Origin of the sequence: Actinomadura sp. NPDC047616, assembly GCF_040642915.1 — a bacterium.
GTDB lineage: Bacteria > Actinomycetota > Actinomycetes > Streptosporangiales > Streptosporangiaceae > Spirillospora > Spirillospora miaoliensis.
The window spans coordinates 349,871-375,435 of sequence record NZ_JBEYTB010000009.1; the positions used below are offsets into that span (position 1 = coordinate 349,871).

At 72.6% G+C, this 25,565-nt stretch carries 23 protein-coding genes; 7 read left to right on the forward strand and 16 right to left on the reverse strand.

What is annotated here, in order from left to right; genetic code table 11:
- Positions 1 to 26: 26 nt before the first annotated feature.
- From ABZ801_RS23300 to ABZ801_RS23315, 4 genes are read right to left on the reverse strand one after another with little or no spacing between them, the layout of a single operon-like run.
- Positions 27 to 842 (reverse strand): carbohydrate ABC transporter permease, encoded by an 816-nt coding sequence (locus ABZ801_RS23300; RefSeq protein WP_360701124.1) that lies wholly within the window; start codon positions 840 to 842, stop codon positions 27 to 29.
- Positions 839 to 1,864, reverse strand: a complete 1,026-nt coding sequence (locus ABZ801_RS23305; protein ID WP_360701127.1) for a sugar ABC transporter permease — start codon at positions 1,862 to 1,864, stop codon at positions 839 to 841. Before ABZ801_RS23305 ends, ABZ801_RS23300 begins: the two co-directional genes overlap by 4 nt.
- Positions 1,865 to 1,869: 5 nt before the next feature.
- The gene (locus ABZ801_RS23310) at positions 1,870 to 3,165 is read right to left on the reverse strand and encodes an ABC transporter substrate-binding protein (protein WP_360701130.1); all 1,296 of its coding nucleotides are present in this window, start codon (positions 3,163 to 3,165) and stop codon (positions 1,870 to 1,872) included.
- A gap of 46 nt (positions 3,166 to 3,211) precedes the next feature.
- Positions 3,212 to 4,477, reverse strand: coding sequence for a Gfo/Idh/MocA family oxidoreductase (locus ABZ801_RS23315; protein WP_360701133.1), 1,266 nt, complete (start codon positions 4,475 to 4,477; stop codon positions 3,212 to 3,214).
- A gap of 158 nt (positions 4,478 to 4,635) precedes the next feature.
- Here ABZ801_RS23315 and ABZ801_RS23320 point away from each other — a divergent pair, with 158 nt between their 5' ends.
- Positions 4,636 to 5,838: an ROK family protein gene (locus tag ABZ801_RS23320; protein WP_360701135.1), complete on the forward strand. Its 1,203-nt coding sequence runs from the start codon at positions 4,636 to 4,638 to the stop codon at positions 5,836 to 5,838.
- Between the two features lie 236 nt (positions 5,839 to 6,074).
- Positions 6,075 to 9,863 carry a glycoside hydrolase family 2 TIM barrel-domain containing protein gene (locus ABZ801_RS23325; protein ID WP_360701138.1) on the forward strand — a complete coding sequence of 1,263 codons (3,789 nt, stop codon included), beginning with the start codon at positions 6,075 to 6,077 and terminating at the stop codon, positions 9,861 to 9,863.
- A gap of 131 nt (positions 9,864 to 9,994) precedes the next feature.
- Here ABZ801_RS23325 and ABZ801_RS23330 read toward each other — a convergent pair whose 3' ends face one another.
- A complete protein-coding gene (locus tag ABZ801_RS23330; protein WP_360701141.1) occupies positions 9,995 to 10,888 on the reverse strand; it encodes a transporter substrate-binding domain-containing protein in 894 nt (297 codons plus the stop codon).
- A 12-nt stretch (positions 10,889 to 10,900) separates the two neighbouring features.
- A complete protein-coding gene (locus ABZ801_RS23335; RefSeq protein WP_360701144.1) occupies positions 10,901 to 12,196 on the reverse strand; it encodes a hypothetical protein in 1,296 nt (431 codons plus the stop codon).
- A 555-nt stretch (positions 12,197 to 12,751) separates the two neighbouring features.
- On the opposite strand from ABZ801_RS23335, the gene ABZ801_RS23340 reads away from it, so the two are divergent.
- The 3 genes from ABZ801_RS23340 (at position 12,752) to ABZ801_RS23350 (ending at position 14,136) form a co-directional block, all read left to right on the forward strand.
- A complete protein-coding gene (locus tag ABZ801_RS23340; RefSeq protein WP_360701147.1) occupies positions 12,752 to 13,438 on the forward strand; it encodes a hypothetical protein in 687 nt (228 codons plus the stop codon).
- 132 nt (positions 13,439 to 13,570) lie between these two features.
- Positions 13,571 to 13,852, forward strand: a complete 282-nt coding sequence (locus ABZ801_RS23345; protein WP_344959360.1) for a hypothetical protein — start codon at positions 13,571 to 13,573, stop codon at positions 13,850 to 13,852.
- Entirely contained in the window at positions 13,849 to 14,136 is a 288-nt protein-coding gene (locus ABZ801_RS23350; protein WP_344959362.1) for a hypothetical protein, read from the forward strand. The genes ABZ801_RS23345 and ABZ801_RS23350 overlap by 4 nt, the downstream gene beginning before the upstream one ends.
- A gap of 54 nt (positions 14,137 to 14,190) precedes the next feature.
- On the opposite strand, the gene ABZ801_RS23355 is transcribed toward ABZ801_RS23350, so the two are convergent.
- Positions 14,191 to 14,436 (reverse strand): hypothetical protein, encoded by a 246-nt coding sequence (locus tag ABZ801_RS23355; RefSeq protein WP_360701151.1) that lies wholly within the window; start codon positions 14,434 to 14,436, stop codon positions 14,191 to 14,193.
- The gene (locus tag ABZ801_RS23360) at positions 14,433 to 14,891 is read right to left on the reverse strand and encodes a DUF2269 family protein (RefSeq protein ID WP_360701154.1); all 459 of its coding nucleotides are present in this window, start codon (positions 14,889 to 14,891) and stop codon (positions 14,433 to 14,435) included. The genes ABZ801_RS23355 and ABZ801_RS23360 overlap by 4 nt, the downstream gene beginning before the upstream one ends.
- 83 nt (positions 14,892 to 14,974) lie before the next feature.
- On the opposite strand from ABZ801_RS23360, the gene ABZ801_RS23365 reads away from it, so the two are divergent.
- Positions 14,975 to 15,316, forward strand: a complete 342-nt coding sequence (locus ABZ801_RS23365; protein ID WP_344959369.1) for a helix-turn-helix transcriptional regulator — start codon at positions 14,975 to 14,977, stop codon at positions 15,314 to 15,316.
- Positions 15,313 to 15,993, forward strand: coding sequence for a permease prefix domain 1-containing protein (locus ABZ801_RS23370; RefSeq protein ID WP_360701158.1), 681 nt, complete (start codon positions 15,313 to 15,315; stop codon positions 15,991 to 15,993). Before ABZ801_RS23365 ends, ABZ801_RS23370 begins: the two co-directional genes overlap by 4 nt.
- Positions 15,994 to 16,034: 41 nt before the next feature.
- Here ABZ801_RS23370 and ABZ801_RS23375 read toward each other — a convergent pair whose 3' ends face one another.
- The 8 genes from ABZ801_RS23375 to ABZ801_RS23410 all read right to left on the reverse strand — a co-directional run bounded on the left by ABZ801_RS23375 (position 16,035) and on the right by ABZ801_RS23410 (position 25,550).
- On the reverse strand, positions 16,035 to 16,856 hold the full coding sequence (locus ABZ801_RS23375; RefSeq protein ID WP_360701161.1) for an SMP-30/gluconolactonase/LRE family protein: 822 nt from the start codon (positions 16,854 to 16,856) through the stop codon (positions 16,035 to 16,037).
- A complete protein-coding gene (locus tag ABZ801_RS23380; protein WP_360701164.1) occupies positions 16,853 to 18,031 on the reverse strand; it encodes an aldose epimerase family protein in 1,179 nt (392 codons plus the stop codon). Before ABZ801_RS23380 ends, ABZ801_RS23375 begins: the two co-directional genes overlap by 4 nt.
- 86 nt (positions 18,032 to 18,117) lie before the next feature.
- The gene (gene mmsB, locus ABZ801_RS23385) at positions 18,118 to 19,392 is read right to left on the reverse strand and encodes a multiple monosaccharide ABC transporter permease (RefSeq protein WP_360701167.1); all 1,275 of its coding nucleotides are present in this window, start codon (positions 19,390 to 19,392) and stop codon (positions 18,118 to 18,120) included.
- Between the two features lie 103 nt (positions 19,393 to 19,495).
- On the reverse strand, positions 19,496 to 21,055 hold the full coding sequence (gene mmsA / locus ABZ801_RS23390) for a multiple monosaccharide ABC transporter ATP-binding protein (protein ID WP_344959379.1): 1,560 nt from the start codon (positions 21,053 to 21,055) through the stop codon (positions 19,496 to 19,498).
- Positions 21,056 to 21,080: 25 nt separating this feature from the next.
- Positions 21,081 to 22,214, reverse strand: a complete 1,134-nt coding sequence (gene chvE / locus ABZ801_RS23395; RefSeq protein WP_344959381.1) for a multiple monosaccharide ABC transporter substrate-binding protein — start codon at positions 22,212 to 22,214, stop codon at positions 21,081 to 21,083.
- Between the two features lie 102 nt (positions 22,215 to 22,316).
- Positions 22,317 to 23,300 (reverse strand): hypothetical protein, encoded by a 984-nt coding sequence (locus ABZ801_RS23400; protein WP_360701171.1) that lies wholly within the window; start codon positions 23,298 to 23,300, stop codon positions 22,317 to 22,319.
- A gap of 70 nt (positions 23,301 to 23,370) precedes the next feature.
- Positions 23,371 to 24,378, reverse strand: coding sequence for an alcohol dehydrogenase catalytic domain-containing protein (locus ABZ801_RS23405; protein ID WP_360701173.1), 1,008 nt, complete (start codon positions 24,376 to 24,378; stop codon positions 23,371 to 23,373).
- On the reverse strand, positions 24,375 to 25,550 hold the full coding sequence (locus ABZ801_RS23410; RefSeq protein ID WP_360701176.1) for a mandelate racemase/muconate lactonizing enzyme family protein: 1,176 nt from the start codon (positions 25,548 to 25,550) through the stop codon (positions 24,375 to 24,377). Before ABZ801_RS23410 ends, ABZ801_RS23405 begins: the two co-directional genes overlap by 4 nt.
- Between the last annotated feature and the right edge of the window lie 15 nt (positions 25,551 to 25,565).

A 25,565-nucleotide genomic window follows, 5' to 3' on the forward strand; every position in this document is an offset into this window, starting at 1 on the left:
ATGACGTCCCGCTCAACGGGAGGTGATCACTTGAGGCCGCCGGAGGTGAGCCCGGCCACGATGCGGCGCTGGAACAGCAGGACCACGACCACCAGCGGGACGGTCACGATCACCCCGGCCGCCATCTGGGTGCCGAACGGCTGGTCGTAGCCGTGCTGGCCGGTGAACTGGGCGACGATCACGTTGGCGGTCTTCATCCGCTGCTCGTTGACCATGCTCACCGCGATCAGGTACTCGTTCCAGGCCACCACGAACGTTATGATCGCGGTGGTGAACACGCCCGGCGCGGCCAGCGGCATGATGATCTTGCGGAACGCCTGGCCGGGGGTGCAGCCGTCCACCATGGCCGCCTTCTCCAGTTCGAACGGCAGCCGGCGGAAGAACGAGGTCAGGTTCCACACCGCCAGCGGCAGCGCGAACGACAGGTTCGGCACCACCATGGCCTGGTAGGTGTTGATCCAGCCGATGTCGGTGAACAGCCGCAGCAGCGGGACGATCAGCAGGCTGCCGGGGAACATCGAGGTCGACACCACCAGCGCCAGCACCAGCCGCTTGAACCGGAACCGCAGCCGGGCCAGCGCGTACGCCGCCGACACCCCGACGACCAGGGTGAGCACGGTGGTCGTCCCGGCGACGATCACGCTGTTGCCCAGCGCCCGCCAGAACCCGTTGCCCGGCTCGAACGCCGCCCGGTAGTTCTCCAGCGACACCGGGCTCGGGATCGGCGACCTGTCCAGGATGTCGCCGCTGCGGCGCAGGCTGGACACCACCATCCAGTAGAACGGGGCCAGGCAGAACACCGCCACCAGCACCGGCGACAGCCGGTCGGCGAGCCGCCTCATCGCGCCTCCTCCCCGTCGTCGCCGATCACGTCCGCGCCCAGCAGCCGCACGAACACGTACGCGGCCACCGCGATGTACAGGAACAGGACGGTCGCGACCGCCGCCGCGGGCCCGTACCGCAGGTTCATCGCCTCGTCCCAGGCCAGCTGCGACAGCGTCTCCACCGACGGCTTGCGGGTGCCGACCAGCACCTGCGGCAGGTCGAACATGCGCAGCGCGTCCATCATCCGGAACATCACCGCCACCAGCAGCGTCGGCTTGACCAGCGGCAGCGTGATCGACACGAACCGCTGCCAGGCCCCGGCGCCGTCCACCCGGGCCGCCTCGTACACCTCGTCGGGGACGATCTGCAGCCCGGCCAGCACCAGCAGCGCCACGAACGGCGCGGTCTTCCAGGTGTCGGCGACGATCACGGCGAGGCGGGCGGCGCCGCCGTCGGCGGTCCACAGCACCTCCCGGCCGAGCACCGCGTTGGCCACCCCGTCCGCGGAGAAGATCCACCGCCACAGCAGCGCGGAGATCGCGGTGGGGATCGCCCACGGCACCAGCACGCTGGCGCGGAACAGCCCGCGGCCGCGGAACGCCCGGTGCATCAGCAGCGCCATCGCCAGGCCCAGCACGGTCTCGATCGCCACGGTGACGACGGTGAACAGCGTGGTGTTGGCCATCGCGGTCCAGAACCGGTCGCTCAGCGGGCCGGTCAGCAGCGCGGTGTAGTTGTCCAGTCCGCTGAACCGCTCGGCCTCCACCACGAGCCCGTCGGCGTCCAGTTCCTCGCGGGTGGTGTGCAGGGAGTCCCACACGGCGGCCACGATCGGGAAGGCGATGACGACGGCCAGCACCGCGAAGGTGGGGGAGAGCAGGAGCGCGGCGAGCCGCCCCTGCCCGTCTCCCGTACGGCGGCGCGGGCGGCGCCGGCCCCGGCCGGGCCCCTCGTGGCCTTGGGGAGAAGGCCCGGCCGGAGACGTGCCCGACGGCGGCGCCGCCTGCCCGCGGCGCGCGTCGGTGGTGGTGTGGCCCATGGTGCTCAGTCGGCGAGGCCGGACAGGGCGTTCTGCAGGTCGGCCGCGGCCTGGTCGACCGTCTTCTTACCGGTGACGGCGGCGGTGACCTGGTCCTGGATCGCGGCGGTCACCTCGCTGTAGCGGACCGCGACGGGCCGCGGCCTGGCCGCGTCCAGGCTCTTCTTCAGCACCGGCAGGTACGGGTACTGCTTGATCATCGCGGCGTCGTCGTACAGCGCCGAGCGCGACAGCGGGAACGACTGCTCCTTGCCGTACTCGCGCTGCACGTCCAGGCTCACGATGTAGGCGATGAAGTCGCGCGCGGTGGCCTGGTGCTTGGAGAACGCCGACACCGCCAGGTTGTTGCCGCCCAGCGTGCCCGAGCCGAGCCCGTCCTTGCCGGGCAGCGGCGCCACGTCGAACTTGCCGTTCACCTTGGACGTGCCGTCCTCGGCGGACGCCAGCGCGTACACGTACGCCCAGTTGCGGTGGAAGACCAGCTTGCCGTCCTGGAACGCGCGCCGCCCCTCCTCCTCCTTGAACGTGACGGCCTTGGAGGGGATCACGCCCTGCTTGTAGGAGTCCACCAGGAACCGCAGCCCGTCCTTGGCCTGCGGGGTGTTCACCTGCGGCTTGCCGTTGGCGTCGAACACCTGCCCGCCCGCCGACTGCACGGCCTCGGAGTAGTTGACGGTCAGGCCCTCGAACTTGTCGAGCTGGCCCGCGTAACAGTCGACGCCCTTGCCCTCGGGCGTGCGGCCGACCTTGTCGCAGGCGTCCCGCAGCTGCGCCCAGGTGGTCGGCGGCTCCTTCACGCCCGCCGCCGACAGCAGGTCCTTGCGGTAGTAGAGGATGCCGGTGCCGGTCAGCCACGGCGCCGCGTACAGCTTCCCCCGGTACATCCCGGTCTGCAGCGCGGCCGGGACGAACGAGCCGGTGTCCAGCTTCTCCTGCGCCAGCGGCAGCACCCAGCGGCGCGCGGCGAACTCGGCGGTCCACACCGCGTCCAGCCGGATCACGTCGTAGGCGTCCGACTTGATCTGCGCGTTCTGCACCAGCTGCTGGCGCGTCTGGTCGCCGTCCTCCGGAAGCTCGATGATGCGCACCTGCTCCTTGGGGTGCGCGGCGTTCCACTTGCCGACCAGCTTCTGGATCGTTCCGGTGAGGTCCTTGCCGGTGGCGAACGTGATGTTCCCCCGGCCCTCGTTGGTGGACGGCGCCGACGACCCGCCGTCGCCGTCCCCGCCGCACGCGCCCAGCGCCAGGGTCAGGGACAGCGCCCCCGCCACACCGCCCGCCCAGCGTCGTCTCGTCGTCATCGGTTCGCTCTCCCTAGATCACGTTCCACACGTCACGTTCCACAGGTCACGTCGCACGCGGGTCGATCTCCACGACGGTCCCGGTGCGCCGCGCCCGCTCGGCCGCCCACACCACCCGGTGCGACGCCAGGCTCTCGCGGGCGTCGCTGGTGAGCGGGGTGTGGTCGCCGTCGGCGAGCGCGGCGATGAACGCGTCGGCCAGCGCGGCGTCGGCCTCGTCGTGCCGTCCGTCCTCGGCCCGGTTCGCCTCGCCGGTGTCGTAGGTCTCCACCTCGCCGGTGACGAAGTCGCGCAGCGAGATCCGAACGCCGTCGCCCTCGATGCAGCCGGCGGTGCCGAAGATCCGGGTCTGCCGCTGGGCGTACGGGGAGAAGGCGGTCACCGTGAACGAGGCGGTCGCCCCGGAGGGGAACTCCATGTTCACCACCTGGTGGTCGACCACGTCGTTGTCGCAGGCGTACACGCAGCGCCCGTAGGGGCCCTCGCGCAGCGCCCGCAGGACGCCCTGCTCGGTGAGGTCCTGCGTCACCGCGCCGAGCGGCCAGGTCTCCCGGTCGGGGTCGCCGAGGCAGGAGAGGTACAGGCGGGTCGCCGAGTAGGGGCACCGCTTCTCCACGGGGCAGTCCACGCAGCGGTCCGCGGCGCCCTCGGGCCGGTTCTCGGGACGGAAGTGCGACAGCCGCCCGAACGAACCCACCCGGGACGGGATCTCGCCCATCACGTGGACGAGCCAGTCGACGTCGTGGCAGGACTTGGTCAGCAGCATGGGGCCGGACTCGTCCTCGCGCCGCCAGTTGCCGCGCACGTAGGAGTGGGCGTGGTGCCACCAGCCGACCGGCTCCAGGTGCTGCACGCTGATCGGGGTGCCGATCCGGCCGCTCTCGACCAGCTCTCTGATCATCCGGGTGTAGGGCGTATAACGGAGCACGTGACACACGGCCAGCATCGAGCCGCTCCGCTCGACGGCCTCCAGCACCCGGACCGCGTCGGCCTCGCTGGTGGCCATCGGCTTCTCCAGCAGGATGTGGTAGCCCAGTGCGGCGAACCGCACCGCGGGCTCGGCGTGCTCGGCGTCCTGCGTCGCGATGATCACGCCGTCGGCGACGCGGCCGGCGGCGGCCAGGTCCCGCCAGTCGGCGAAGGCGCGCTCGGGCGGGATGCCGTGCCGCTCGGCGAACCGGCGGCGGCGCTCCGGGTCCGGCTCGGCCACCGCGACCACCCGGGCCCGCCCGGTCTCCAGGGCCCGCCGGGCGTAGGTGGCGCCCCGCAGACCCGCCCCCGCAACCGCGAGCGTGGGCCCCGTCCTCTGCATGCCTCGTGCCTCCTGACCTGGACCCGCGCCGCGCACGGCGCACGCCGGCGGCCGCCCGTCCGGACCGTCCCGGCCGCGCTCCGCGACTTACGCAAGGTCATTTCGTAAGAAGTTTTGCAATAATGTCCTCGGTCCGCCGACCCCTGTCAAGAGGTGCCGTGTCCCAATCCGCCCATCCCGGCCGGCCCGGCGGCTCGCCGGGCGATCCCGCCCGTCCGGCCGCGACCGGCCGCCCCGCGGGCGCGCCCCTGCACGGGGGCGACCCGTCGGTGCTGCGCCGGCTCAACTCCGCCGCCGTCCTGCGCGCCCTGCGCGACGGCGGCGAGCCCACGCTCAGCGAGCTGGCCAAGCGGGTCGGGCTGTCGCGCCCCACCACCGAGGGCGTCCTCGGCGAGCTGGCCGAGCGCGGCCTGGTGGCCGAGGTGGCGCCCCGCGCCGGGCACGGCCTGGGGCGTCCGGCGCGGCGCTACCGGTTCCGCGGCGAGGCCGGGTACGCGCTGGGCGTGGAGATCGACGCGCACTGGACCCAGATGTTCCTGGCCGACCTGACCGGCCGGGTCGTCGGCTCGCACCGGCTGGACCTGGACGTGTCGCTGGCCGCGTCCGACCGCCTGGCCGCGGTGCGCGCCGCCGTCAAGACGTGCCTGGCCGAGGCGGGCGTCGCGCGGTCGCTGCTGTGGGCGGTCGGCGTCGGCACCCCCGGTGTCATCGACCCGGACGGCACCATCGCGTTCTGCACCGTCGTGCCCGGCTGGCAGGGGCTCGGCCTGGGCCGCGAGCTGGGCCGCTCGTTCAGCTGCCCGGTCCTGGTGGAGAACGACGCCAACCTGGCGGTGATGGCCGAACGCTGGCGCGGCGTGGCCCGCGACGTCGACGACGTGGTGGCCGTGCAGGCGGGCCTGCACACCGGCGCCGGCGCGATCCTCGGCGGCCGGCTGCACCGGGGCCGCTGGGGCGCGGCGGCCGAGGTCGGCATGCTGCCCGAGCTGGGCTGGCGCGACACCACCGCCGGGTTGATCGGCGAGTCCCATCCCGAGATCGGCACCGGCCGCGCCGCCGAACGCGTGCTGACCGCCGCCGCGCAGGGCGACCCGCGCGCCGCCGCCCTGGTGCGGCAGCTGGCCCGCCGCATGGCCAGGGGCGTGGCCGTCATGGTGCTCGCGCTCGACCCCGAGATGGTCGTGGTGGGCGGCGCCCTGGCCGGCGACCGCCTGGTCGCCGAGCTGCGCGAGCAGGTGCGGCCGCTGACCCTGAGCCCGACCCGCATCGAGGTCTCCACCCTCGGCGACGAGGCGGTCGGCCTCGGCGCGGTCCGGCTGGCCCTCGACCGCATCGACGAGGACCTCTTCCGCATCGACTGACCGGATTCCGGCCCGCCTGTTTCCGGCGCGGGGGAGGGGGCGCAACCCGGTCGCCTGGCGAATTCCGCCACGTCCCGGTGACATCTGTGGCGTCTGTCGCCACACTCCGGCACGTTCGTTGACGTGATCACCCGCGGCGCCTAGCGTCCCAGAACGAGGGCTTCACCTCATCCGTCAGAACGCCGTTTCGGGCGTTGTCAGGGGGCTGCGCCCGGCCAGAGGAGGCACCGCGACCCATGCCCCCACCCCTGCTCCCACCCCTGGGCACCCTCGTCCGCTCCCGACTGCTGCTCGTCCTGGCCGTCGTGCTCGCCGCCACCGGGCTGGCGACCGTCCCGGCCGCCGCGCGCAGCGCACCGTCCGGGCCGCCGCCCGACGTCTACACCTACCTCGACGACCCCCAGATGACCGCCGAGGGGCAGGAGCCCCCGCACTCGGTGCTGCGCCCGTACGACGACCGCGACGACGCCGCCGCCTCGCGCGGGTCGCGATGGGAGCGCTCACTCGACGGGGAGTGGCGCCTCGCCATGGCCGACCGTCCCGCCGAGGTCCCCGAGGGCTTCTACCGCGAGGGGTACGACACCTCCCGCTGGACCAAGGTGAAGGTGCCGCACACCTGGCAGAGCGACCGGCTCGACCACCCGATCTTCCGCAACATCCCCACCGAGATGGTGCCGGACGACCCGCCCCGCACGCCCAAGGACGTCAACCCGACGGGCGCGTACGTGAAGCGCTTCGACGTTCCCTCAAGCTGGGACGGCCGCCGCGTCTTCCTGCGGTTCGAGGGCGTCACCAGCGCCTACCTCCTGTGGGTGAACGGCCGGTACGTCGGCTACGACCAGGGCGGCTACACGCCCGCCGAGTTCGACGTCACCGACCACGTGCGCAAGGGCGCCAACACCGTCGCCGTCCAGGTGCACCGGTGGAGCTCCGGGTCGTACCTGGAGGACGTCGACCAGTGGCGTTACAGCGGCATCTTCCGGTCGGTGTGGGCCTACTCCACGCCCAAGACCTACGTGCGCGACGCCTACGTCACCACCGACCTGGACGCCTCGTACCGCGACGCCACCCTCAACGCCACGCTGACACTCGCCAGCAAGCAGGGCGAGCAGGGCGAGCACACCGTCAAGGCCACCCTCGTCGACCCCCGGGGCCGCCGCGTGCAGACCTTCTCCGGGACGACGACGGTCACCGGCGACACCGCGACGCTCAAGCTCAGCGCGCCCGTCGCCGACCCCGCCAAGTGGACCGACGAGACACCGAACCTCTACACGCTCGTCCTGGAACTGGCCGGGCCCGACGGCCGCGTCACGCACACCACCAGCGAGACGATCGGCTTCCGCGAGATCGAGGTCAGGAACCGGCAGCTGCTGGTCAACGGCAGGCGGATCCTCATCAAGGGCGTCAACCGCCCCGAGACCGACCCCGACACCGGACGCCACCAGACCCGCGAGCGGATGGACGCGGACGTCGCGCTGATGAAGCGGCTCAACATCAACGCGATCCGCACCGCGCACTACCCGTCCGACCCGTACCTGTACGACCTGGCCGACCGGCGCGGCGTCTGGATCGACGACGAGGTCGACATCGAGACCCACAACTGGGAGAACTGCAACCGGGCCGCGCCCAACGACTGCCTGGCCGACCGTCCCGAATGGCAGAAGGCGTTCGCGGAGCGCTTCCAGGCGATGGTCGCCCGCGACAAGAACCACCCCAGCGTGCTGATGTGGGACACCGGCAACGAGGCCGGGCTCGGCGTCGCGCACACCAGGATGGCCGAGTACGCCACCGCGACCGACCCGACGCGGCCGCTGTACCACCAGTCCAACTCGCCCGACGGGGACGCGCCGTTCGCGCACGTGTGGGGGCCGCGCTACCCGACCCCGGCGCGGCTGGAGCAGCAGGCGAACTCCACCACCAAGCCGATCATCATGGGGGAGTACGCCCACGCGATGGGCAACAGCCTCGGCAACTTCCGCGAGTTCTGGGAGGTCGTCCGCAAGTATCCGCAGGTGCAGGGCGGCTTCATCTGGGACTGGGCGGAGGCCAACATGCGGCACCCCCTGACCACCACGCCCGACTCGTCCGGGAACAAGATAAAGAGTTGGCTGCAGGGCATCCCGAAGGTCGTCGACGGACATGAGGGGAAAGCGCTTTACTTCTCCGGCCTGGATGACTTCGTCGAGGTCTACCGGGATCGCCGGCTCGACATCACCGGCACCGCCGTCACCCTGGACGCGTGGGTCAAGCCGGTGCGGCCCTGGACCGGCGACTTCACGATGATCGCCAAGGGCGACCACCAGTGGGCGCTGAAGATGAGCAACGAGAACACCCTGGAGTTCTTCGTGCACAGCGGCACGTGGCGCACCGTCCGCGCGCCCGTCCCCGCCGACTGGTACGACCGCTGGCACCGCGTCACCGGCACCTACGACGGCACCGCCGTCCGCCTCTACGTGGACGGACGCGAGGCCGCGCGGGTCCCGTTCACCGGGGCCGTCGACTGGTCGTCAGCCGACCTGAACATCGCCCGCAACCCCGAGACCATGCAGGACAACGACCACGGCCGGTTCGCCAAGGGCACCATCGACCAGGTCCGCGTCTACCCCCGCGCCCTGACGGCCGAGGAGCTGGCGTCCGGCGCCGACCCGAAGAAGGACGCGGCGCTGGCGCTCGACTTCGACCAGTTCGACACCACAGGCTCGTTCCTGTCCAACGGGCAGAGCCTGTCGGGCGTCGACGGCCTGGTCGGCTCCGACCGCTTCGTCCAGCCCGAGACCGCCCAGCTCGCCTGGGTGCACTCGCCGATCCGCATCACCCGCTCCGGCGAGACCGTCACCGTGGCCAGCGAGCGGACCTTCGCCGGCACCTCCGACCTGGAACTGCGCTGGCGCTACACCGAGGGCGACCGGGTGCTGCGCTCCGGCCGCGAGCCGCTGAGGCTCGACCCGGGCGGCTCGACGCGGGCGTCCATCCCGGCGCCGCCCGCCAACCCGTCCGACACCGAACGGTGGCTGACCGTCGAGGCCGTCCTGAAGGACCGCGAGTGGTACGCGAGGCCCGGCCACGTCGTCGGGTTCGGTCAGTTCCCGGCGGGCGGGACGAAGGTGCCGCACGTCCGCAGGCCCGCCACCGGAACCGTCGAGACCGCCCAGAACGACAAGGAGGTCATCGTCACCGGACGCGACTTCCGGTACGTCTTCGACAAGGCCGAGGGCACCCTGACCTCGATGCGGTACAAGGGCACCGAGCTCGTCGAGACGGGCCCCGAACTGGACGTGTGGCGTCCCCCGATCAGCAACGAGACCTACACGTGGGGCAACGCCGAAGGCGAGAACTGGCGCCGCGCGGGCCTCGACCGCCTCGTCACGACGCCGACGTCCGTCACCGCCACGCCCGGCGCCACGGCCAGGGTGCAGATCACCAGCCGCGCCCAGGCGCCCGGCCACAACGCCTGGTTCGACCAGACCACCACCTACACGGTGGACGGCTCGGGCCAGATCGAGCTGAGCCACCACGTCAGTCCCCAGGGCGACGCGCGCACCCTGCCCTACCTGGCCCGCGTCGGCTACACGGTGAAGACGCCCGAACGCTTCGAACGCTTCGCCTGGTACGGACGCGGCCCCGTGGAGAACTACAACGACCGCAAGGACGGCACCCCCATGGGCGTGTGGTCCACCACGGCGGACGAGCAGTACGTCGACTACTACCGGCCTCAGGACCACGGCAACCACGACGACGTGCGCTGGGCCATGCTGTCCGACGGCCGCGCGGGGCTGCTGGTGGGCGGCGACCTGGAGGTCAGCGTCACCCCGTACGACGACCTGGACCGCGCCCTGTACCCGTTCGCGCTCAAACGCAACCCGGGGTGGAACACCCTGCACGTCAACCACGCCGTCACCGGCGTGGGCGACACCCCCAACCCGGTCCGCCCCGAGTACCAGGTGCGCCCTGACCGCGACTACACCTACACCACGATCCTGCGTCCCCTGACCCCCAAGGAGGCCCGCACCGGCACCTTGAACTGACCCCTCGCCGACCGGCCGGCCGGGCCCCTTCACGGGACCCGGCCGGCCGCACGCGAGAATTCCCTTTTCGGCGGCATTTCCGACTTGCGGCCGAAAGTCATGTGAAACGCGGCCGGGTGTTTTTCAGGTGATCACTCGATGGGCGGGGTGGGACGGTTCTCGGGATGCAGGAGGCGGGGCGCGGCGGGGCCGAGATGCCTGCGGACGATCCGCTCCCAGCGGCCGTCCCGGATCATCTGGTTCAGCGTCCGGTTGATCAACGCGCGGTCGGCCGGATCGCCCTTGCGCATGCCGATGCCGTACTTCTCGCGGTGGCTGGAGAACGGCTGGCCGAGCAGCCGCACCCGGCCCCGGTAGCGCGGGTCGCGGGCGAATCCCGCCAGGATCGAGTCGTCGGTGGACATCGCGTCGACGGTGCCGTCCAGCAGCAGGGGGAGGCAGTCGCCGAAGCCGTCGACGAGGCGCAGGTGCCGCCTGGCCCACGCGTTGCCGATGTCCTGGGACCCGCCGAACCGGATGGCCAGCCGCAGCGGTGAGCTGGAGCCCTGCGCCCCGCAGGTGATCTTGTCCTTGAGGTCGTCCAGCCCCGTGATGCTCTGGTCGTCCGAGCGGATCAGGGTGTCCTGCGCCGAGATCAGGTAGGGCCCGGCGAAGTCGATCACCTTCAGGCGTTCCTCGCTGATGGAGTAGCTGGCGATCACCAGGTCGACGCCGCCGTTCAGCAGCAGCCGCTCGCGGTTGCCGGAGACGACGGGCTGGAAGACCGGCTCGACGCGCAGCGCCTTGGCGATCTCGGTCGCGATGTCGACGTCCAGCCCGGTGCACTGGCTGCCCGCCGCGTTGCACAGCCCGATGCCCGGCTGGTCGGCCTTGATGCCGACGCGCAGCGCCCGGTTCATCGCGTACAGCGGGCCGTGGGACGCGCTGGGCACGGGCTCGGGCGTGGCCTGGCGGCACGCGGCGGCGGTGAACAGGGGCAGCAGCGCGGCGACGGCGGCCAGGCGGAAAACGGAGCGGTGCGGCATCGTGGTCCTCGTTCAGCCGGGCGCCGTCGCCCGCGACCCCGCCGGGTCCAGGCGAAGCGTGCACTGGGGGTCGGTGACCAGGCGGGTGACGACCAGGCGCAGCTCCCGGCCGCCGAGTCCGCCGAGGCGCACCACCTGGGTGATGTCGGTCTGCCCGGGACGGGAGGTGAACGAGGGCAGCGGCCGCCCGTCGGCCTCGGCGTGCGCGGTGATCCGCATCCCGAACGTGCAGGCCGAGACGGGGTCGGTGGGGGTCACGGTGAGCCGGACGCGCAGCGTCCAGTCGGTGCCCGCCGGCAGGCCCCGGCTGAGGGTGAACACCGGGCGCTGGGACGCGGTGACCTCCTGGGCGGGCGCGGCGAACTCGACCGTGTGGGCCGGCGGACCGGCGAGGAGCAGCCGGTCGGCCGCGACGCCGGCGAACGCCGCGAGACCGGCCGAGGCCATGGCCAGGGCCGCCGCCCGCCTCCGCAGCCGGTCGGCGCGCCGGCGCGCCTCGTCCCGCTCGTCCCGTGCTTGTTGCCGTGCCCGCGCCTCCTCCCGCGCCCTGGCCGTGGCCTCGTCCGCCCTGGCCGTGGCCTCGTCCGCCCGGGCCGTGGCTTCGTCGGCCCGGGCCGCGGCGTCGTCGGCCCTGGCCCTGGCCTCGTCGAGCAGCTTCTCGGCCTGCCGCGCCCGTTCCAGCGCCTGGTCGCGTTCGGTCAGCAGGCCGGAGAGGTCGGCGGGCGCGGGCTCCTCGGCCCGCACGCTGGCGCCGGCGTGGACGCCGGCCTGGCGCAGCTGCTCCAGCGCGGTGGTCAGATAGCCCCAGACGGTCAGCGACCCGTCCCCGATGTCGGGCTCCTGCCCCTGGTCGGCCTGCCGCCACCATTCCAGCCACGACCTGCGGGTCCCGTACTCTCCGGCGGCGAAACCGTCCGGGTCGTTCTCCGCCAGGAACTCCAGGAGCACGGCGACGCACACCTCGACGCGGCGCCGCGGCGGCGTCCGGCCCGCCGGGAACTTCCCGGAGACCAGCTCGCCGATCCGCTGCCCGCCCGCCTTGGCCCGGCGGCCGTCGGTGCGGGCCAGGCCGCTCTGCTCGACGTCGTTCTTCCGGGCGACCAGGGTGGTCAGCCGCTCCCGGTCCGCGCCTCCCGGGCTTTCCCGCAGCCGCGACTCGGCCTGCTGGCCCTCCGCCATCCAGTCGCACAGCCGCCGTTCCAGCTGCGCGTGCGACACGCCGTGGGAGTTCACCGCCAGATCCAGCGCGCGCAGCATCGCGATGAAACGCACCGTCGACGGCTTGATCTCCCGTTTCGGCCTGGGCACGGCCGCCAGCACCTCCCGACCCCTCCCGGATTTCCCGATCATTGGGAAACCCCGGGAATCATTACCTGCCTGGGAGGATAACCGGGAGTACTCGGATGTGGCGGGAACATCTCGTCCGGCAGGCCGAATGTGCACAAGTAAGTAGAACGGCGGGAGATCATGTGGAACGCATGAGGCGTCCGCCGCCGTCGCGTCGCTATTGACGGATAACGGCGTCCATATTCGGGGAAGCGCGTCCGGATGTGTAAGGGGATTGCTCTCCCCCCGCGCGGGACCGGCGGACTAACGTCGCATTCGACGGCGAGATCAGGCACGGGCGATCCCCTGACGACCTGACCGAAACAGCCGGGCGACGACCCGCCATCGCGGGCCCGGCCCCGGCGGCCGCGCGGCGCACCGGATCCGCACGCCGCGCCACCGGCTCTTCCTGAGGACCCGGCGGACGGAGGGCCGTCGCCGCCTCCGGCGCCGCCGCGCCCCGGCGGACGACGCCGGCCCGGCACGCGGCGGCCCCCGCCCGCCCAGGGGCAATCTCGCAGGCAGGAGGTCGACTCCATGACTTACGAACAACCCCCGGCGTACCAGCCCATGCCGGCGCACCGGAACGACGCCGACGTGTCCGGCACGTACTGCCCCATCCTGTTCTTCGACGTGGCGAGCTTCGGCCGTCCCGACCGTGACGCCGACATCCAGCTGGCCGTGCGGCGCGGGCTCTACCAGATCGTCTTCGGCGCCCTCGACCGCGTCGCCGTGCCCCGCACCGTCTACTACCGGCAGGACCACGGCGACGGCGTGCTCGCCGTCCTCCCGCCCACCGTCCCCGCCCGCGCCCTCGCCGAGGGCCTGCCGATCTGGCTGCACCTGGAGATCCGGCGGCACAACAAGTGCGCCAGCCCCGCCGCCCGCATCCAGTTGCGCGGCGCCCTGCACATCGGCCCGGTGTACCGGGACGAGCAGGGCGTCAGCGGCCGCGCCCTGATCCACGCCGCCCGGCTCATCGACGCCCCGCCCGTCCGGCGCGCCCTGGCCGACTCGTGCGCCGACCTGGTGTTCGCCGCCTCCGACCGGGTGTACGACGAGGTGATCCGCCATCACCCGACGCCGGTCGACGTCGAGTACCGCGAGTTCGCCGCACGGGTGAAGGAGGACGAGTTCACCGCGTGGCTCACCGTCCTCGGCCGCCACGCGGACCCCCTCCAGGAGACCCGGCCGCCGCTGCGCGCCGTCCCCGACCACCCCTGATCTCCGGGATGCGGACGTCGTCGGCGCGGCGCGTTGAGTGCCCGGGACGCCGGCTGATACGGCATGGGGGAAGATGTCGGCGTGCTGCTGTAGCGTCTCGGGGGAGACGGGACGCGGCGAGACGGGAGTGGCATGAGCGCACAGCCTGAGGGGCCCGGCCGGGCCGGGCGGGTGCGGCCGGTCCCGCGCACGATCAAGGCCATCGGCGAGGCGCTGACCAGGGAGAAACGCGCCAGGTTCTACGGCGAGGTGCTGACCGCCGAGCAGGGCCCCGAGCTGGACGGCGTGCTGGAGCGCTGGTGGATGGACGCCGTCCTCGACCAGGTGCCCGGCCGACGGCGCCGCCACGCCGACGGGGTGGCGGGGCGCAACCTCGTACCGCTGCCGGAGCCGCGCGGCGAATCCGAACGGTGACCGCGCCCCGGCGCGGCTGGACCGTCTTCTGCACCGAGGACGCCGCGGGGGAGATCGAGGCGATGCCGACCCCGCTGCACGACACGGTGGTCGAGCACTTCAAGGATCTCGCGCGGCGCGGCGGCGCCGCCATCGACGGGGGACGGCCGCCGCCGGGGCACTCCATGGACGGCGACGCCGTGGCCTACAGCGCGACCGTGCCCGGCCACCCCGTGATCTACGAGTACGTCGTCCTGGACGACATCCGCGAGTTCCGCATCACCACCATCGCCTGGCTCCCGTGACCCGCCGCCGGTCACCGCGGGGGACCGGGCGGCGGCCTTGCCGCGGTGCGGACTTCACCCGATCCGGCGCAGGGTGAGCAGGCCGCCGATTCCCGGGACGACGGAGCGCCATCTGGCCCCCGGTACGGCGGTCTCCGGGGTCAGCCAGGTGGCCGCGATGACGGCGAGGTAGGCCGTGCCGTGCAGCGGGCCGACGAGGGAGCTGATCGCCTCGGTGTGCACGGTGACCAGGTTGGCCAGCAGGACCGCCAGCGAGACCGCCTCGGCGGCGGCGATCCGCAGCGCGCGCACGGCGGTCACGCTCCCGTGGTGGAGCCGGGCCGCACGATCATCAGCACGACGACGACCGCCCACAGCAGGTTGAAGATCCCGGTGGCCATCGCCAGCCGCGCGGCGCCCCGCGCGGCGGTCGCGTCCGCGGCCTCTCCCTCCACGGCCAGCAGGCGTCGCTGGACGGGCAGGATGACCGCCGCGAGCAGGACCGCGGCGATCGCGGTGAGGACGATCGAGACGACCAGCCAGGCGTCGGTGAGGACGCCCATCTGGGCGCCGGTGGCCAGCCCGAAGGCCGGCACCGCGACGCCGACGACGGTGTAGCCGCGGCAGATCCGGTGCAGGAACGCGGTCACCCCCGGCGAGCGTTCGCCGGCGGCCGCCTCGCGGGCGTAGCGGGGGAACAGCGAGGCGGCGACGGCGACCGGCCCGATGGTCAGGATCGCCGCGAGGACGTGCACCGACAGCAGCAGTTTGGTCACTGCGCTTCCCTTTCAGTAGGGCATCTACGTATTGGCTACCAATACATAGCACGCCTACACGTCGAGCTGTAGGCTGCCTACCTATGAAGGGCGACGCGGTACGGGGACACCTGGACGGACTGCTGCTGGCCGTGCTGGAGTCCGGCCCGCTCCACGGCTACGCGATCATCGCCGCCGTCCAGGAGCGCAGCGGCGGAGCGCTGGAGCTGCGCACGGGCACGATGTATCCCGCGCTGAACCGGCTGGAGCGGCTGGGGCTGCTGCGCAGCAGCTGGCAGTCGGTCGGCGAACGGCGCCGACGCTGCTACGAGCTCACCGACGCGGGACGGCGCACCCTGGCCGAGGAGCGCACGGCGTGGGACGAGTTCACCAGGGCGATCGGCGCGGTGCTGAACCCGGCGCCCGCTCCGGGACGGGCCACGTGATCGACACCGTGACGGACGAGCACGGACCCGATCCGGTCGAGGAATACGTCGCGTCCCTGGCGGCGATACTGCGCGGACCCGCCCGCGCCAAGAACCGGATGGTCCAGGAGATCCGCGACGGCCTCACCGACGCGGCCGACGCCCACGCCGGCGAGGGGATGCCGCGGCGGCGCGCCGTCCGCGAGGCGGTGCGCGAGTTCGGCACCCCCGAGGAGATCGCGCCGAGCTGCCAGCGCGAGCTGACCATCGCGCAGGCCCGGCACACCGCCCGCGTGGTGGCCCTCACCGTGCCGTGCCTGCTCGCCTGCTGGTACCTGCTGCGCAGCGGCGGCCCCGGGGACGGCTGGCAACCGCCCCGCGCGGTGCAGATGCTGGCGGCCCAGCTGGCGGGCGTCGCGACCGGCGCGGCGCTGCCGGCGGCCGCGACGCTGGCGGTCACCGGCGTCCTCGCCCGGCGCCTGCCCACGCCGCACCGGCTGCTCGTCGCGGTGGCGTGGGCGGGGACCACGGCCGCCGTGGTGATGGGCGTCGCCGCGATGGCGCTCGCCGTCGCGTCGCTGCTGGCCGCCGACTGGCCGCTCGTCGCCCTCGCGGGCGTGCTCGCCGCCGCCTCCCATGCCGCGGTCGCCTCGTCCGCCCGCGCCTGCCGCCAGTGCGTCCGCCTGGCCCCCGCCTGACCGGCCACGTCGAGACGCCGGCGACGCCCGCGGTGAACGGGTCAGGCGGGGAAGGCCGGGCTGGGGAGGCCCTGGCCGGCGTCGGGCAGGACGAACAGGGAACCGGCGTGGGCGTCGTCGGCGGGTGCGCCGACGGTGGCGGTGGTGATGTAGAGGTCGCGCAGGCCGGGGCCGCCGAACGCGCACGCCGTGGTCTGGCGGGCGGGTACCTCGACGGCGCGGTCCAGCACCCCGGCGGGGGTGTAGCGCAGGACGCGGCCGCCGCCCCACAACGCCACCCACACGCACCCGTCCGCGTCCACGGTCAGGCCGTCGGGCAGGCCGGGGACGTGGGCGAACACGCGGCGGTCGTCGCCCTGGAACACGTCGACGCGGCGCGTCGGCGTGTCCACGTAGTACATCAGGCGGCCGTCGGGGCTCCAGGCGAGGCCGTTGCTGACGGTCACGTCGTTCAGGACGGTGGTGACCTTCCCCTCGGGCGTCACACGGCGCAGGCGCCCCCCGCCGGGGGCCTCGTCGTAGCGCATGGTGCCCGCCCACAGGACGCCGTCGGGGGCGACGGCGGCGTCGTTGCCCCGGCAGCCGTCCTCGGGCCATTCGGCCAGCCAGCGGAACGAGCCGTCCGGCGCGTACAGGCCGACGCCGTCGCGCAGGTTGACGACCAGGCCGCCCGAGGCGCGCGGCTTGGCGGCGCCGACGTGCTGCGGGGTGGGCCGGACGGTGTCCGTGCCGGTGGACGGGTCGTAGGCGTGCACCTCGGAGGCGAGGATGTCCACCCACAGCAGGCGGCCGGCGGCGGGGTCCCAGGTGGGGCCCTCGCCCAGCGCGGCGCGCCGGGCGAGGGCGATCTCGACGTCTGTCATCGGGTGGAGAAGGAGTAGACGGTGGTGGTGTCGTAGCTCTGGCTGGGCCGCAGCACCGTGGACGGGAACCGCGGCTGGTTGGGGGAGTCCGGGAAGTGCTGCGTCTCCAGGCAGAAGCCGTCGCCCTGCCGGTAGGCGCGGCCGCCGGTGCCGACCAGGCGGCCGGTCAGGAAGTTGCCGGAGTAGAACTGGACGCCCGGCTCGGTGGTGCGCACGTCCATGACCCGGCCGGACACCGGCTCGGTGACGCGGGCGGCGTGCCGCAGTCCCCGGCCGTCCAGGACGAAGTTGTGGTCGTAGCCGCGGCCGATCACCAGCTGCGGGTGGCCGTCCCGGATGCGCTCGCCGATCGTGTGCGGGCGGGTGAAGTCGAACGGGGTGCCGCGCACGGACGCCAGCTCCCCGGTGGGGATCAGCGTCGAGTCGACCGGCGTGTACCGGCCGGCGTTGATCTGGAGGCTGTGGTCGAGGACGCTGCCGGAGCCCTCACCGGCCAGGTTGAAGTAGGTGTGGTTGGTCAGGTTGACGACGGTGGGTTTGTCGGTCGTCGCCCGGTAGCCGATGCGCAGCTCGTTCTTGGGCGTGACGGTGTAGGTGACGGTCGTCTCCAGCGTGCCCGGGTAGCCCTCCTCGCCGTCCCGGCTGGTGTAGGACAGCCGCAGCGACACCTCGTCGCCGTCGCGGGCGGGTGCGGCCCTCCAGACCTTCTCGTCGAAGCCCTTGTCGCCGCCGTGCAGGCTGTTGTCCCCGTCGTTGGCGCCGAGCCGGTACGTCTTGCCGTCCAGCGTGAAGCGGGCCTTGCCGATGCGGTTGCCGTACCGGCCGATGAGGGCGCCGAAGTAGGGGTTCTCGTCCTGGTACGTCGGCGACAGGTAGCCCGCCAGGCTGCCGAAGCCCAGGGCGACGTTGCCGGTGCGGCCGCGCCGGTCGGGCACCTCCAGCGACTGGACGATCCCGCCGTAGGTCAGCACGCGCACGGTCATGCCGCGGCCGTTGGACAGCGTGTACCGCTCGACCGCCGTGCCGTCCGGCAGCTTCCCGAACGGCTCCTTGGTGATCTTCGGGGCGGTGCGCGCCGGGGCGGCGGCGCCGGGGGACGCCGACGCCGGGCCCGTCGCCGCCACCAGGGCGGCGACCAGCAGTGAGGCCCCCGTGAGGGGCGGAAGGAACCTCATGACTCTCCTCTCAGGTGATGCGTTGACCCCCCGAGGACATGGATCCGGCGCCGCGGCTCCGGCGGCGCCGCGCGGTGCGGGCGCGGCTAGCGCAGCAGCGGGCTGCCGGAGCGGCGCTTGGTCCAGACGTCGAACGCGACGGCCGCCAGCAGCACCAGGCCCTTGACGAGCATCACCCGCTCGCTCGGCGCGCCCATCAGCGACATCCCGTTGTTGATCACGCCCATGATCAGGCCGCCGGTGATCGCGCCGACCACCTTGCCGACGCCGCCCTGCACGGCCGCGCCGCCGATGAACGCCGCCGCGATGGCGTCCAGCTCGAAGGTGTTGCCCGCGGTCGGGCCCGCCTGGTTGAGCCGCCCGGCGAAGATCACCCCGGCCAGCGCGGCCAGCACGCCCATGTTCACGAAAAGCCAGAACACGATCGACTTGACCTTGACGCCGGACAGCTGCGCCGCCTGCAGGTTGCCGCCGACCGCGTAGATGCGGCGGCCGAACACCGTCCGGGTGGTCAGCACCGTGTAGCCCAGCACCAGCGCCGCCAGCAGCACCAGCACCCACGGCAGGTTGTGGAAGCGGGCCAGCTGCACGGTCACCGCCATGATCAGCGCACCGGCGGCGGCGATCTTCAGCACGAACACCGGGAACGGGTCGACCGTCTGCCGGTAGCCCAGGCGCGCCGTGCGGGTGCGCCACTGCGCCACCGCCAGCCCGGCGACGACGCCGATCCCGACCAGCAGGCTGAACAGGTCAGCGCCGCCCAGCACACCGAGCCCGATGTTGCCGAGGTAACCCTCGGTGAACCCGTTGGACAGCGTGCGGACCTCGTCGGGGAACGGGCCGATGCCCTGGTTGCCCAGCACGGTCAGGGTCAGCGCGCGGAACAGCAGCATCCCCGCCAGCGTCACGATGAACGACGGGATGCCGAAGTAGGCGATCCAGTAGCCCTGCCAGGCCCCGATCGCGGCGCCCGCGGCCAGCGTGAGCAGCAGCGCCAGCGGCCACGCCACGTCGTGGTTGACCATCAGCACGGCCGCGATCCCGCCGGTCACGCCGACCACCGATCCCACCGACAGGTCGATGTGCCCGGAGATGATGATCAGGATCATCCCGATCGCCAGGATCAGGATGTAGGAGTTCTGCACGATGATGTTGGAGATGTTCTGCGGCTGCAGCAGGTCCCCGCCGGTCAGCACCGTGAACAGCACGACGATCAGGGCGAAGGCGATGTAGATGCCGCTCTGCCGGACGTTGATCGTCAGCTGGGACAGCGGCCTGCCGTTGCCGGGCCCGGACGCCGCCGGGCCGGTCTTGCTCGCGGCTGCGCCGGCGTCGGCGCTCGCGGGCGCGGTGCGGCTCATCCCTGCCCCCCGCTCGCCTCCGGGGCGCCGGGAAGGCGCCGCCTTCCCTCCTCGCTCGTCCCTCGCTCGTCAGTCCAGGCGACGCCGCGCCCCTCCGGCTCGCTCATTGAACCGTCTCCTGTTCCTTGTCCTTGGTCATCAGGTACATGAGGCGTTCCTGGGTGGCCTCCGCGCGCGGCACCTCACCGGTGATCCGGCCCGCCGCCATCGTGTAGACGCGGTCGCACATGCCCAGCAGCTCGGGCAGCTCGGAGGAGATCAGCAGGATCGCCTTGCCCTCTCCGGCCAGCCGGTTGATGATCGAGTAGATCTCGTACTTGGCGCCCACGTCGATGCCGCGGGTCGGCTCGTCCAGGATCAGCACGTCCGGATCGGTGAAGATCCACTTGGACAGCACGACCTTCTGCTGGTTGCCGCCGCTGAGCTTGCCGGTGACCGCGCCGACGTCCGGCGCCTTGATGTTCATGCTCGCGCGGAACTCGTCGGCGACCCGGTACTCCTCGTTGCCGTCCACCCAGCCGCGGCTGGCCAGGCGCGACAGCCCGGCGGCCGAGACGTTGCGCTTGATGTCCTCGATCAGGTTGAGGCCGTAGCGCTTGCGGTCCTCGGTGGCGTAGGCGATGCCGTGCCGGATGGCGTCCCGCACCGTGCGCACGTCGATCTGCCGGCCGTCCTTCAGGACGCGCCCGGACGTGCCGACCCCGTACGAGCGGCCGAACACGCTCATCGCCAGCTCGGTGCGGCCCGCGCCCATCAGTCCCGCCAGCCCGACGATCTCGCCGCGGCGCAGCGTCAGCGACGCCCCGTCCACCACCTTGCGGTCGTGCTGGGACGGGCTGTGCACCGTCCAGTCCTCGATCCGCAGCACCTCCTCCCCGATCCGCGGTTCCCGCGGCGGGTAGCGGTGCTCCAGGTCGCGGCCCACCATCCCGGTGATGATCCGGTCCTCGGTGACGTCGTCGGCGGCGGCGTCCAGCGTCTCGATCATCCGCCCGTCGCGCAGGATGCTGATCGAGTCGGCGATCGCCAGCACCTCGTTGAGCTTGTGCGAGATGATCACGCTGGTGATGCCGTCGTCGCGCAGGCCGCGCACCAGGTCCAGCAGGTGCGCGGAGTCCTCGTCGTTGAGCGCGGCCGTGGGCTCGTCCAGGATCAGCAGCTTCACCCGCTTGGACAGCGCCTTGGCGATCTCGACGAGCTGCTGCTTGCCCACGCCGAGATCGGCGATCGGGGTGACCGGGTTCTCCGGCAGCCCCACCCGCTCCAGCAGCTCGGCGGCCTCGTGGTTGGTGTGGTTCCAGTCGATGAACCCGCCGAGCAGGCCGCGCCGGCGGGCGCGCTCGTTGCCGAGGAAGATGTTCTCGGCGATCGACAGCTGCGGGCACAGCGCCAGCTCCTGGTGGATGATGACGATCCCGCGGTCCTCGCTGTCGCGGATGCCGGAGAACCGGCACGGCTCGCCGTCGAAGAGGATCTCTCCGTCGTACGAGCCGTGCGGGTACACCCCCGACAGCACCTTCATCAGCGTGGACTTGCCCGCGCCGTTCTCCCCGCAGATCGCGTGGATCTCACCGCGCCGCACCGTCAGGTCGACGCCGGTGAGGGCGTTGACGCCGGGGAACGTCTTGGTGATGCCGTGCATCCGGAGGATGTCGTCGGTCATGTCGGTGTCCTGTCGGTCGCGCCGGTCACTTCAGGCCGACTTTGTCCGCGGTGTAGTAGCCGGTGTCGACCAGCGCCGTCTTGACGTTGTCCTTGGTGACGATGACCGGCTCCAGCAGCTGGGACGGCACCACCTTGTTGCCGTTGTTGTAGTCCTTGGTGTTGTTCACCGTCGGCTTGCCGCCCTTGAGCACGGTGTCGGCCATCTTCACGGTCTCGGCCGCCAGCTGCCGGGTGTCCTTGAAGATCGTGGAGTACTGCTCGCCGCCCAGGATCGACTTCACCGAGGCGACCTCGGCGTCCTGCCCGGTCACGATCGGGTACGGCTGGCCGGAGGTGCCGTAGCCGTTGCTCTTGAGCGCCGACAGGATGCCGATGGACAGCCCGTCGTACGGCGACAGCACGCCGTTCACCTTGGCGCCGTCGCGGTAGGCGTTGGTGAGCAGGTCCTCCATGCGCTTCTGCGCGGTGGCCGGGTCCCAGCGCAGGATCGCGATGGTCTTGAAGTCGGTCTGGCCGCTCTTGACCTTCAGCACGCCCCTGTCGATGTACGGCTTGAGCACCGACATGGCGCCGTTGTAGAAGAACGTGGCGTTGTTGTCGTCGGGCGAGCCGGCGAACAGCTCGATGTTGAACGGGCCCTTGGCGGTGCCCTCCGAGCCGTCGGCGTTCTTGACCTTCAGCCCCACCAGCAGCGAGGTCGCCTGCTGCACGCCGACCTTGTAGTTGTCGAACGTGGCGTAGTAGTCGACGTTCGGGCTGTTGCGGATCAGCCGGTCGTAGGCGATGACCTTGATGCCGTTGTCGGCGGCCTGCTGCAGCTGGGTGGTCAGCGTGGTCCCGTCGATGGAGGCGACGACCAGCAGCTTGGCGCCCTTGGTGATCTGGTTCTCCAGCTGGTTGACCTGCGTGGGGATGTTGTCCTCGGCGTACTGCAGGTCGACCTTGTAGCCGAGCTTCTCCAGCCCCTTCTTGAGGTTGTCGCCGTCGGCGATCCAGCGCTCGGACGAGCGGGTCGGCATGGTGACGCCGATCAGCGCGCCGGAGTTGTCGGCGGACCTGGCCTCCTTGTCGATCGTCTTCTCGCTGGACCCGCAGGCGGCCAGCGACGCGGTGAGGGCGAAGGCGGAGAGGACCGTAGCGATGCGCCCGATTCTCATGGGTTACTCCTCCGGGGTGGGGGGCCGCCCGTCGCGCCGGATGCGCGCGGAGCGGTGCTCGGGGGGTGGGGTCGGGGGAGGGCGGGTCTCAGGGGGCAGGAGTCAGGGGGCGGTGAGTGACGCGGCGGCGCCGGTGACCGGGAACCGCTCCAGCGGCCCCGGGTCCCGGGAGCCGAGGGGCGACATCCCGGCGTCGGCACCGAGCCGGGCGAGGGTGTCGAGGACCAGGCGGCCGCGCCGCACCCGCTCCCGGCCGCTCTCCACCGCCAGCGGCAGCAGGTGACGGCCGACCGGGTAGATCGGGGCGGCGTTGCGCAGCCCGAACTTCAGATAGATGGGGGCGCCGCAGCGGATCAGCTCCGCCGCGTCGTACAGGCGGACGAACCCGCCGAGGTCGTCGGGCGCCTCGACGTAGAAGTCCATGGGCGCGGCGCTGAGCGCGCGGATCTCGGCGATCTGCGCGAGCGTCAGGTCGCTGGGTACGTTGACCGAGTCGGCGCCCAGGTGCTCCCACACCTGGTAGGACGCCGGGTTCACCGGCCCCACCAGCGCCGACACCTTGAACGTGACGTCGGCGGGCAGGCGCCCGGCGGCGCGCATGCGGTGCAGCGTCCACAGCACGCCCTCGTCGGCGACCAGCAGCGACGGCACGCCGAGCGCGACGGCCCGCTCGGCCTCCTCCACGCACTGGGCGAGCTGGTCGCGGCCCCGGGCGCGCGGCCCCGCCGTCGGGTAGGTGCGCGCCCCGCCGCCCGCCTCCCACGAGCCGCGCGGGCCGAGGAACAGGCACAGCTCGATGTTCCGTTCGCGGCAGGCGGCGACCATCTCGGAGATCTCGGCGTCGGTCAGCATCCACACGCCCGAGCCCTGGCTGATGCGGTGCAGCGGCACGTCCAGGCGCTCGCTCTCGTCCAGCACCGCCGCCAGCACGGCCGGTCCCTCGCACGACGGCAGCTCGGTGCGCCACGCGCCGCCGTCGGGGAAGGCGCGGGCCGAGCCCGGCACGGTCTCGGGACGCGCCGGGAAGCCCAGCTCGCCGAGCGCGTGCTCGCCGGGCAGCCGCGGGCGGGCGTCGGGTCCGTCCATCGGGGGGTTCACCTCTGCAAATGCTCGAAAGCGGACATCGGACGTGTCATTCGGCGTGTCATCGGGCGTGTCATTCGGTGTCGGGGCGGAGCAGCACCTTGCCCGCGCCGGGCGACGCGCTCAGCGCGAGCGCCTTCTCGAACTCGGCCAGCGGCAGCTCGTGGGTGACCAGGCCGGCGGGCCGCAGCACGCCGGTGTCGAACGCGCGCACCGCGTACGCCCAGTCGGCCGGGCCCGCGCCGAACACCGTGTGCAGGGTGAGGGCGCGGGTGACCAGCAGCGCGGTCGGCACGGCGTCGGACGGGTCGCCGGGAATGCCGGTGACCACCACCCGCCCGCCGCGGCGGGCCAGCGCCACCGCCGCGTGCGCGGTGCCGGGCGCGCCCGCCGTCTCCACGACCACGTCGTAGGCCTCCTCGGCGGCCTCGCCCGGCCGGTAGAAGACGGTGGCGCCCGCCGACAGCGCGGGCTCGCCGCGTTCGGCGCGCGGGTCGATCGCCGCCAGCCCGGACGGGGACGCGGCCGCCAGCAGCTGCAGCGCCAGCATGCCGAGCGTGCCGGCGCCGACCACCGCGGCCGTCTCGCCGGGCCGCAGCGCCGCGTGCCGGACCGCCGCGGCGATCACCGCGGCCGGTTCCAGCAGGGCCGCGGCGCGCAGGTCGGCACCGGGCGCCAGCACGTGCAGCAGCCGCGCGGGCACCACCAGGTGGTCGGCGAACGCGCCCGGACGGGTGAACCCGGTCTCGTCGTACCCGGCCGCGCACAGATTCGGCGCGCCGTTGCGGCACGGCCCGCACACCAGGCAGCCGCGATACCCCTCGCCGACGACCCGGGCGCCGACGAGCGCCTCGTCCACGTCCGGGCCGACCCCCGCGACCGTGCCCGACCACTCGTGGCCGGGGACGATCGGGTAGGCGCAGAAGCCGGCCGGGCGGGCGCCGTCGAACAGCTCGCGGTCGCTGCCGCACAGCCCGGCCGCGGCCACCCGGACCAGCGCCTCGCCCGGTCCGGGCTCGGGGGCGTCGCCGACGAGCAGGCGCGAGCGGCCCGGCTCGTCGACCACCAGCGATCTGCTCATCGGCGCGCCTTCTGCGAGTCGGGGCCGGTGCCCCGGCGCAGGTGCCAGTCCTCGGCGAACAGGTCGAAGTCGGCGTGCTGGCGGGGGAACTCGGCGACCGCGTCCAGGTCGAGCTCGACGCCCAGCCCTGGCCTGTCCGGCAGCGGGAAGTAGCCGTCGACCACCTCGGGCGCGCCGGTCGCCACCTTCTTGATCGGGGCGTCGGCGAAGTCGTTGAAGTGCTCCAGGATCTTGAAGTTGGGCACGCAGACGCCCAGCTGCAGGGTCGCCGCGGTGAGCACCGGCCCGCCCACGTTGTGCGGCGCGACCTGCACGTAGTGCGTCTCGGCGGTGGCGGCCAGCTTGCGCACCTCGGCGATGCCGCCGAAGTGGCCCACGTCCGGCTGCACGATGTCGGCCGCCTGCAGCTCGAACAGCTCGCGGAACTCGAACCGGTCGTGGATGCGCTCGCCGGTGGCGATCGGCAGCCCGGTGTGCGCGGAGACCTTGGCCAGGGCCTTGAGGTTCTCCGGCGGGGTGGGCTCCTCCAGCCAGCTCGGCGCGTACGGCTCCAGCAGCCCGGCCAGCCGGATCGCGGTCGCGGGGGAGAAGCGTCCGTGCATCTCCACCAGCAGTTCGCACTCGGGGCCGATGGCGTCGCGCACCGCCTCCACCAGCGCGATCGACCGCATCGTCTCCTCGTGGTCGAGTTCCATGCGGCCCGCGCCGAACGGGTCGAGCTTGAGCGCCCGGTAGCCGCGGTCGACGACCTTCTTGGCGGCGGCGTGGAACTCGTCGGGGGACCGGTCGACGGTGTACCAGCCGTTGGCGTACGCCTTGACGCGGTCGCGGACCCGGCCGCCCAGCAGCCGCCAGACCGGCTGGCCGAGGGCCTTGCCGACGATGTCCCAGCACGCCATCTCGACGCAGGCGATGCCGGACATCACGATCTCACCGGCCCGGCCGTAGTCGCCGTACTTCATCCGGTGGACCAGATCCTCCAGGTCGAAGGGGTCGGTGCCGACGATGTGCCGGCGTTCGGCCTCGGCCAGGTAGCCCAGCAGGGCGTCGGTGTGGCCGAGCATGCGGGTCTCGCCCACTCCGGTGAGGCCCTCGTCGGTGTGAACGGTCACGAACGTCAGGTTCCGCCACGGGGTGCCCACGACATGGGTCCCGATCTTGGTGATGCGCACGGCCTGTCTTCCTGT

Bases quoted from the DNA above. Each gene is read 5' to 3' on its own strand.
- ABZ801_RS23300 (WP_360701124.1), bottom strand. From the start codon at position 842: ATGAGGCGGCTCGCCGACCGGCTGTCGCCGGTGCTGGTGGCGGTGTTC.
- ABZ801_RS23305 (WP_360701127.1), bottom strand. From the start codon at position 1,864: ATGGGCCACACCACCACCGACGCGCGCCGCGGGCAGGCGGCGCCGCCG.
- ABZ801_RS23310 (WP_360701130.1), bottom strand. From the start codon at position 3,165: ATGACGACGAGACGACGCTGGGCGGGCGGTGTGGCGGGGGCGCTGTCC.
- ABZ801_RS23315 (WP_360701133.1), bottom strand. From the start codon at position 4,477: ATGCAGAGGACGGGGCCCACGCTCGCGGTTGCGGGGGCGGGTCTGCGG.
- ABZ801_RS23325 (WP_360701138.1), top strand. From the start codon at position 6,075: ATGCCCCCACCCCTGCTCCCACCCCTGGGCACCCTCGTCCGCTCCCGA.
- ABZ801_RS23330 (WP_360701141.1), bottom strand. From the start codon at position 10,888: ATGCCGCACCGCTCCGTTTTCCGCCTGGCCGCCGTCGCCGCGCTGCTG.
- ABZ801_RS23340 (WP_360701147.1), top strand. From the start codon at position 12,752: ATGACTTACGAACAACCCCCGGCGTACCAGCCCATGCCGGCGCACCGG.
- ABZ801_RS23345 (WP_344959360.1), top strand. From the start codon at position 13,571: ATGAGCGCACAGCCTGAGGGGCCCGGCCGGGCCGGGCGGGTGCGGCCG.
- ABZ801_RS23365 (WP_344959369.1), top strand. From the start codon at position 14,975: ATGAAGGGCGACGCGGTACGGGGACACCTGGACGGACTGCTGCTGGCC.
- ABZ801_RS23375 (WP_360701161.1), bottom strand. From the start codon at position 16,856: ATGACAGACGTCGAGATCGCCCTCGCCCGGCGCGCCGCGCTGGGCGAG.
- ABZ801_RS23380 (WP_360701164.1), bottom strand. From the start codon at position 18,031: ATGAGGTTCCTTCCGCCCCTCACGGGGGCCTCACTGCTGGTCGCCGCC.
- mmsB (WP_360701167.1), bottom strand. From the start codon at position 19,392: ATGAGCCGCACCGCGCCCGCGAGCGCCGACGCCGGCGCAGCCGCGAGC.
- mmsA (WP_344959379.1), bottom strand. From the start codon at position 21,055: ATGACCGACGACATCCTCCGGATGCACGGCATCACCAAGACGTTCCCC.
- chvE (WP_344959381.1), bottom strand. From the start codon at position 22,214: ATGAGAATCGGGCGCATCGCTACGGTCCTCTCCGCCTTCGCCCTCACC.
- ABZ801_RS23400 (WP_360701171.1), bottom strand. From the start codon at position 23,300: ATGGACGGACCCGACGCCCGCCCGCGGCTGCCCGGCGAGCACGCGCTC.
- ABZ801_RS23405 (WP_360701173.1), bottom strand. From the start codon at position 24,378: ATGAGCAGATCGCTGGTGGTCGACGAGCCGGGCCGCTCGCGCCTGCTC.